This window comes from Microbacterium sp. Bi128 (genome assembly GCF_918698205.1).
This window is the reverse complement of sequence record NZ_CAKKMM010000219.1, coordinates 1-6,694: the sequence shown is the minus strand read 5'-3', so window position 1 is coordinate 6,694 and position 6,694 is coordinate 1. Positions and strand designations below refer to the sequence as shown.

Annotated in this window: 3 protein-coding genes and 1 pseudogene; 3 read left to right on the top strand and 1 reads right to left on the bottom strand. The window is 68.7% G+C overall.

Going from position 1 to position 6,694, the window contains the following annotated elements; translation table 11 throughout:
- The 3 genes and pseudogenes from LQV45_RS15160 to LQV45_RS15150 all read left to right on the top strand — a co-directional run.
- Positions 1-143: pseudogene (locus tag LQV45_RS15160) on the top strand (50S ribosomal protein L10); the annotation flags it as partial.
- Between the two features lie 38 nt (positions 144-181).
- Complete coding sequence (gene rplL / locus LQV45_RS15155) at positions 182-568, top strand: 50S ribosomal protein L7/L12 (protein WP_076494519.1); 387 nt, start codon at positions 182-184, stop codon at positions 566-568.
- A gap of 223 nt (positions 569-791) precedes the next feature.
- Positions 792-5,345, top strand: a complete 4,554-nt coding sequence (locus tag LQV45_RS15150) for an ExeM/NucH family extracellular endonuclease (protein ID WP_230007745.1) — start codon at positions 792-794, stop codon at positions 5,343-5,345.
- Positions 5,346-5,396: 51 nt separating this feature from the next.
- On the opposite strand, the gene LQV45_RS15145 is transcribed toward LQV45_RS15150, so the two are convergent.
- On the bottom strand, positions 5,397-6,404 hold the full coding sequence (locus tag LQV45_RS15145) for a LacI family DNA-binding transcriptional regulator (RefSeq protein WP_230007744.1): 1,008 nt from the start codon (positions 6,402-6,404) through the stop codon (positions 5,397-5,399).
- Positions 6,405-6,694: the final 290 nt, after the last annotated feature.

Here is a 6,694-nt window from a genome sequence, read left to right as displayed (position 1 = left end):
AGACACGTGAAGTCCTGCTGGCGAAGCTCGCCGGTGCGATGAAGGCGACGATGACCAAGGCGGCATACGTCTTCCAGGCGCTTCCGTCGAAGGCCGTTCGCACGGTCGACGCGCTGCGCGAGAAGCAGGACACCGCGGCCTGACCCGGCCCGGCTGACAATCCCGATCAAGGAGAAACACAATGGCTAAGCTCAGCACCGAAGAGCTGCTCGACGCGTTCAAGGAGCTCACCCTCATCGAGCTCTCCGAGTTCGTGAAGGCGTTCGAGGAGACGTTCGACGTCACCGCCGCCGCCCCCGTGGCCGTGGCCGCAGCCGGCCCCGCCGGTGGCGCCCCCGCCGAAGAGGTCGAGGAGAAGGACTCGTTCGACGTCGTCCTCGAGGCCGCCGGCGACAAGAAGATCCAGGTCATCAAGGTCGTCCGCGAGCTCACCTCGCTCGGCCTCGGCGAGGCCAAGGCCGTCGTCGACGGTGCCCCCAAGGCCGTGCTCGAGGGCGCGAACAAGGAGACCGCCGAGAAGGCGAAGGCTGCCCTCGAGGAGGCCGGCGCTTCGGTGACCCTGAAGTAATTCAGTTCACCTTCGCGGTACACGAAGGCCCGGATGCCACGGCATCCGGGCCTTCGTCGTCTCCGGGGGATGGTGCCCGATTCGAGGGGGTGAGACACCGATGTTCACCGTTTCGAAACATGGGAGTCTGGGAAAACGGTATGCGTCTCGTCTACGGTCGACATGACCCCCCGTCGATCCCCCCTCCGACGTCGCCTCGTCGCACGCCGGTACTTGGAGACCCATGCATCACGCACCCTCCCGCGCGCCCGCGCGCCGGTTCACCACCGCACTCAGCGCCGTCCTCGGAGCGGCGCTCCTCGGATCCGCGCTCGTCCCCGCTCCCGCGTTCGCCGCCGACGGCCCGCGGGTTGTGATCAGCGAGGCCTACCTGAAGGGCGGGAGCACCGGCGCTCCCTACAACAAGAAGTTCGTCGAGCTGTACAACGCCGGCGACACCGCGCAGGATCTGAGCGGATGGTCGCTGCAGTACCGCCCGGATGACAGCATCACCGCCCCCAGTGCGGCGAACACGCAGGAATTGCGCGGTTCCATCGCGGCCGGCGGCCACTATCTCATCCAGATCCGCGGCAACGCGGCGAATGGTGCCGACCTGCCGGCCCCCGATCTCATCAGCACGGGCATGAACCCGTCGGGCACGAAGGGCCAGCTGTACCTGGCGAACGTCGCCGAGTCGCTCGCGCTGCCGTCCGGCGACGTCGACGACACGCGTGTCGTCGACTTCCTCGGCTACGGCAGCGCCGTGGCGTTCGAGACCGCGCCCGCCGTGGTCGACGGTCCTAACGGCACCCCCAACTCCCTCGTGCGCACCGATCTCGTCGACACCGACGACAACTCCGCGGACTTCACCAACGCGACCACGGTCACGCCTCAAGGCTCCGGCGCAACGCCCGACCCCGAGCCGACGGAGCCCGAGCCGACGGACCCGCCGACCGATGAGCCCACGATCCCCGGCGCGGTCGTGCCGATTCGCGACATCCAGGGCTCCGGCGCCACCACGCCGCTCGCCGGCACCACGGTCACGACGCGCGGTGTCGTTACTGCCGCCTACCCGACCGGGGGCTACAACGGCTTCTTCCTCCAGACGCCCGGCACGGGCGGCGAGATCGACCCGGCGGCCCACACCGCGTCGGACGCGATCTTCGTCTGGGGCGCAGCGGCCACGGCGAAGGTGGAGATCGGCGCGCACGTCGAGGTCACCGGAACGGCCGCCGAATACTACGGTCAGACCCAGCTCACCGCGAGTGCGGACGGAGTGCGGGTTCTGACCGATGGGGCCGCCCCCGTCGAGCCCGCCGTGATCGTCTGGCCTCAGACCGACGAGAAGCGCGAGCCTTTCGAGGGCATGCTCCTCGCGCCGCGCGGCGACTTCACCGTCACCAACACGTACACGACCAACCAGTATGCCGAGGTGGGGCTGGCCGCGGGCACGACGCCGCTGCGTACCCCGACCGACGTCGCTCGCCCGGACACTCCGGGGTATGTCGCGGCCGTGGCCGACAACAACGCCCGTGCCGTGGTGCTCGACGACGGGGCGTCGCTGGACTTCCTCAGGACCGCGAAGGACGTCCCCCTGCCCTACGTCTCGCTGACCGATCCCGTGCGGGTCGGTGCGGCGGTGTCGTTCGAGACGCCCGTCATCCTCGACTTCCGCAATAACTCCTGGAAGTTCCAGCCCACGCAGCAGCTGACGGTGGACAACGCGGATGCCGTCCAGCCGGCGACCTTCGAGAACACCCGCACAGAGGCTCCGGCGCCCGTCGGCGGCAACCTGAAGATCTCGAGCTTCAACGTGCTGAACTACTTCACGACCACGGCTGAGAGTGTTGGCTGCACATCAACGTACGACGACCGTGCGGGCAACCCGATCACGGCGAACCGGTGCCCTGACAACGGCCCGCGCGGGGCGGCGAACGCGGAGAACCTCGAGCGTCAGCAGGCGAAGATCGTCGCGGCCGTCAACGGGCTCGGAGCCGACGTCGTCTCGCTCGAGGAGATCGAGAACTCCGCACAGTTCGGCAAGGACCGCGATGAGGCACTGTCCACGCTGGTCGCGGCGCTCAACGCGGCCCTCGGTTCGGAGCAGTGGGCATTCGTGCCCTCGCCTGCGGTGCTGCCGGCCTCCGAGGACGTCATCCGCACCGCCTTCATCTACAAGAAGGCCGTGGTGGAGCCGGTCGGTGACAGCGTCATCCTCGACGACCCTGCGTTCGCCAACGCCCGTCAGCCCCTCGCGCAGGCCTTCGCCCCGGTAGACGACGCGGATGCCACCATCCTCGCGATCGTGAACCACTTCAAGTCGAAGGGTGACAGCGACCCGAAGGCGACGGGCGACAACGCCAACGGCATCCAGGGCGCCTTCAACGGCGACCGCGTGCGTCAGGCGGAGGCCCTCGGGAACTTCGCGAAAGAGCGGTCGACCGCGGTCGGCACCGACGACGTGTTCCTCCTCGGCGACTTCAACGCCTACACGAAGGAAGACCCGATCGAGAAGCTCCGCGAGTTCGGCTTCGAGCCGCTCGAGGCGGGGACGGGCAAGTACTCGTACTCGTTCAGCGGACAGTCGGGATCCCTCGATCACGTGCTGGCGTCGCCCTCGGCGCGCGAGCTGGTCACCGGCACCGATATCTGGAACATCAACGCGGTCGAGGCGCTCGCCCTCGAGTACAGCCGGTACAACTACAACGCGCTGAACTTCTACGACACCTCGCCCTACCGGTCCAGCGACCACGACCCCGTCATCGTGGGTCTGGACCTGTCGTCGACGACCGAGGTCAACCTTCTCGGCATCAACGACTTCCACGGCCGCATCGATGCCAACACGGTGAAATTCGCCGGCACGGTCGAGCAGCTGCGCGCCGAGTACGGCGACGACAACTCGCTGTTCCTCTCCAACGGCGACAACATCGGCGCGTCACTGTTCGCGTCGTCGCTGTTCGGCGACCGCCCGACCATCGAGGTGTTGAACGCGCTGGAGCTGGCGGCCTCGGCCACCGGCAACCACGAGTTCGACCAGGGCGCCGACGACCTCACCGGTCGCGTGTCCGACCTCGCCGACTTCCCCTACCTCGCGGCGAACGTCTACAAGAACGGTCAGCCGCTCCTTCCCGGCTACGCGACGTTCGAGGTCGACGGTGTGCGCGTCGGTGTCATCGGTGCCGTGACGGAGACGACGGACACGCTCGTGTCGCCCGGCGGCATCGAGGGCGTGGAGTTCCGGGACCCGGTCGCCGAGGTGAACCGCGTTGTCGCGGAGATCGACGACCAGGTCGACGTCATCGTGGCCGAGTACCACGAGGGGACGGAGCTGGGTGGTCCGACCGCGACACTGGACCAGGCTCTGGCGGAGGGCGGCGCGTTCGCGGCGATCGTCAACGACACCGACCCGGCGGTGGACGCCATCTTCACCGGCCACACGCACGCCCTGTACGCGTGGGACGCGCCGATCCCGGGACGTGAGGGCACGCGCCCGATCATTCAGACGGGGAGCTACGGCGAGAACATCGGTCAGATCGTGCTCACCGTGGACGAGGGCGGCGACGTGGTGGACTACACCGCTCGCAACGTTCCGCGGCTGAAGGAGGTTGCGCCCGAGACGGGTGCCGCGCTCGACGCGCGTCTCATCGCGACCTACCCGCGCGTCGCCGAGGTGAACGAGATCGTCGCTGCGGCGCGGGCTGAGGCCGATGTCGTCGGCCGCGAGCCCGTCGGGTCGGTCGCTGCCGACATCACCACCGCGTTCACGGAGGGGTCGTACATCGACGGCGTCTACACCGGGGGGAAGCGGGACGATCGCTCGAAGCCGTCGGCGCTCGGGGGGCTCGTGGCCGACGCGTTGCTGTCCACTCTCGCCGACCCGCTTCGCGGCGGCGCGGACCTCGCCGTGGTCAATCCCGGCGGGCTGCGGGCGGAGCTGCTCTTCGATGGCGACGGTGTCATCACGCTTGCGGAGGCCAATGCGGTGTTGCCGTTCGTCAACAACCTGTGGACGACGACCCTCACGGGAGACCAGCTGCGCGTCATGCTCGAGCAGCAGTGGGGCGACGCAGCGGGACGCACCGCGAACCTCGCGCTCGGGGTATCCGAGAACGTCCGCTACACCTACGACGCGTCCCGCCCGGCGGGCGAGCGTGTCTCGGGCATCTGGATCGACGGTGTGTCCGTTGACCCGGCGCAGGAGTACCGCGTGGGCTCGTTCAGCTTCCTCCTCGGCGGCGGCGACAGCTTCTCGGTCTTCCGGGACGGTGCCGACACCCGGGATTCCGGTCTCGTCGACCGTGACGGCTGGATCGCGTATCTGCGAGCCAATCCGGGATTGACCCCTGACTTCACCGCTCGCGCGGTGCAGGTCTCGGGCGTGCCGGCCGGGGTCGAGCGTGGCGGCGACCTGTCGCTGACCGTCTCGAACCTCGACCTGACCTCGCTCGGTGCTCCGGCGCATACGTCGGTCACGGCGTCGCTGGGCGGCGCCGCCGCGGTCGAGGTGCCGGTCGTCGGCGGTGCCGCGACCCTCGCGTTGAACGTCCCCGCGGACGCGCCCGACGCCCTCGAGCTGCAGCTCGTCGCTCAACCGACCGGCACGACGGTGACGGTCCCGCTGCGGGCGACCGCCCCCGGCGAGGTCGATTCGGGGACGGGTGAATCGTCGCCGTCCGGCGGAGCGCTGGCCGTCACGGGTTCCGACACCGCATGGATGGGGGCCGGCGTCCTCGCCGCCCTGGCGCTCCTCGGGATCGGCGTGATCGTGCGACGCCGGTCGGTGCGTCAGACCGACTGAGCCGAAACGAGACGGGACCCCGGATGCCTGGTATCCGGGGTCCCGTTCGTCTCACACCGCGCGCGGGGGAGCGGTCGAGGCCCGCACGACCAAGCGGGTGGCCGCGAGCGACCGCTGCGGGGGCTGCGCGCCCTCGAGCATCGACAACAGCAGGCGGGTGGCCTCGACCCCCTGGGCCTCCGGGTACTGCTCGACGGTCGTCAAGGCGAACATCTCGGCGTAGTCGTGGCCGTCGATGCCCACGACGCTCAGCTCGGTGGGGACCGAGATGCCCATCCGGCGGGCCGCGATGATCACCCCGACGGCCACCTCGTCGCACGCCGCTACCACCCCGGTGGGGCGCGAGGCGGCGTCGGCGAGGAAGGATGCCGCCGCGGCGTAGGCGTCGGTGATCGTCAGCGTCGAAGGGACGTTGCGGATGCGCACCGCGAGCCCACTGTCGTTCATCGCGTTGCGGTAGCCGATCGAGCGCTCGTCGACGTCGCGCGCCGGCGCGTCGGTCGGGGGCGTGCTGCCGACGAACGCGATGTCGGTGTGACCCAGCGCGATGAGGTGCTGCGTCGTGATGCGCGTGATCCCGATGTTGTCCAGGCCGAGGGTCGGGATGCCCTGCAGGGGATTGCCGATGCACACGGTCGGCTTGTCGATCGCGAGGAGGCGTTCCAGATCGGTGTCGCCGGGTTCGAGGGCGACGGCGATGATCCCGTCGAACCTCTTGCGGGCGAGGTAGGTCGCGTACAGGCTCTCGCGATCGCGCGACCCGGGCTCGGCGACGTACAGGGTGACGTCGTAGCCCTGCGAGATGAGCGAGCGCTCGACGCCCTCGATGATCGCTCCGAAGTACCACCGGTTGACCTTGGGCACGATCAGCGCGACCGTGCGCGTGCGTCCCGTCGCCAGGCTCACGGCACTCGTGGACGGGACGTAGCCCAGGGATGCCGCGGCGTCCGTGACGCGTCGACGGGTGTCGTCGGAGACGTATCCGCCGCCGGTCAGCGCCCTGCTCGCCGTCGACTTCGACACGCCTGCCAGGCGTGCCACATCGGCGATTCCGCTCATGAGCCGTCTTCCTCGAAGGGTCTTCGACGTCGGTGTCGACGTCATGAAGAGTATCCGACAATCTCAGGATCTGGAACCGGTTCCTTCACGTCTCCGCGCGGAATTTGCCCACAAATCCGCCAGTTATTGAGTCGTGACCAAACTGTATTGCGCTGGGGGTTGTTGTCGCTTACGGTGATCTGGAATCGGTTCCCGACGGGTTCCGGTGCAGCACAGAACTCAAAGAGGAGAAATCACATGGGCATGTCACAGCGGTATCGCCTGCTGGCTCCCGTCCGACTGCTGGCGGT

What these genes read in the sequence shown, in the direction of transcription:
- LQV45_RS15150 (WP_230007745.1), top strand. Translation starts at nt 792, where the DNA reads ATGCATCACGCACCCTCCCGCGCGCCCGCGCGCCGGTTCACCACCGCA.
- rplL (WP_076494519.1), top strand. Translation starts at nt 182, where the DNA reads ATGGCTAAGCTCAGCACCGAAGAGCTGCTCGACGCGTTCAAGGAGCTC.
- LQV45_RS15145 (WP_230007744.1), bottom strand. Translation starts at nt 6,404, where the DNA reads ATGAGCGGAATCGCCGATGTGGCACGCCTGGCAGGCGTGTCGAAGTCG.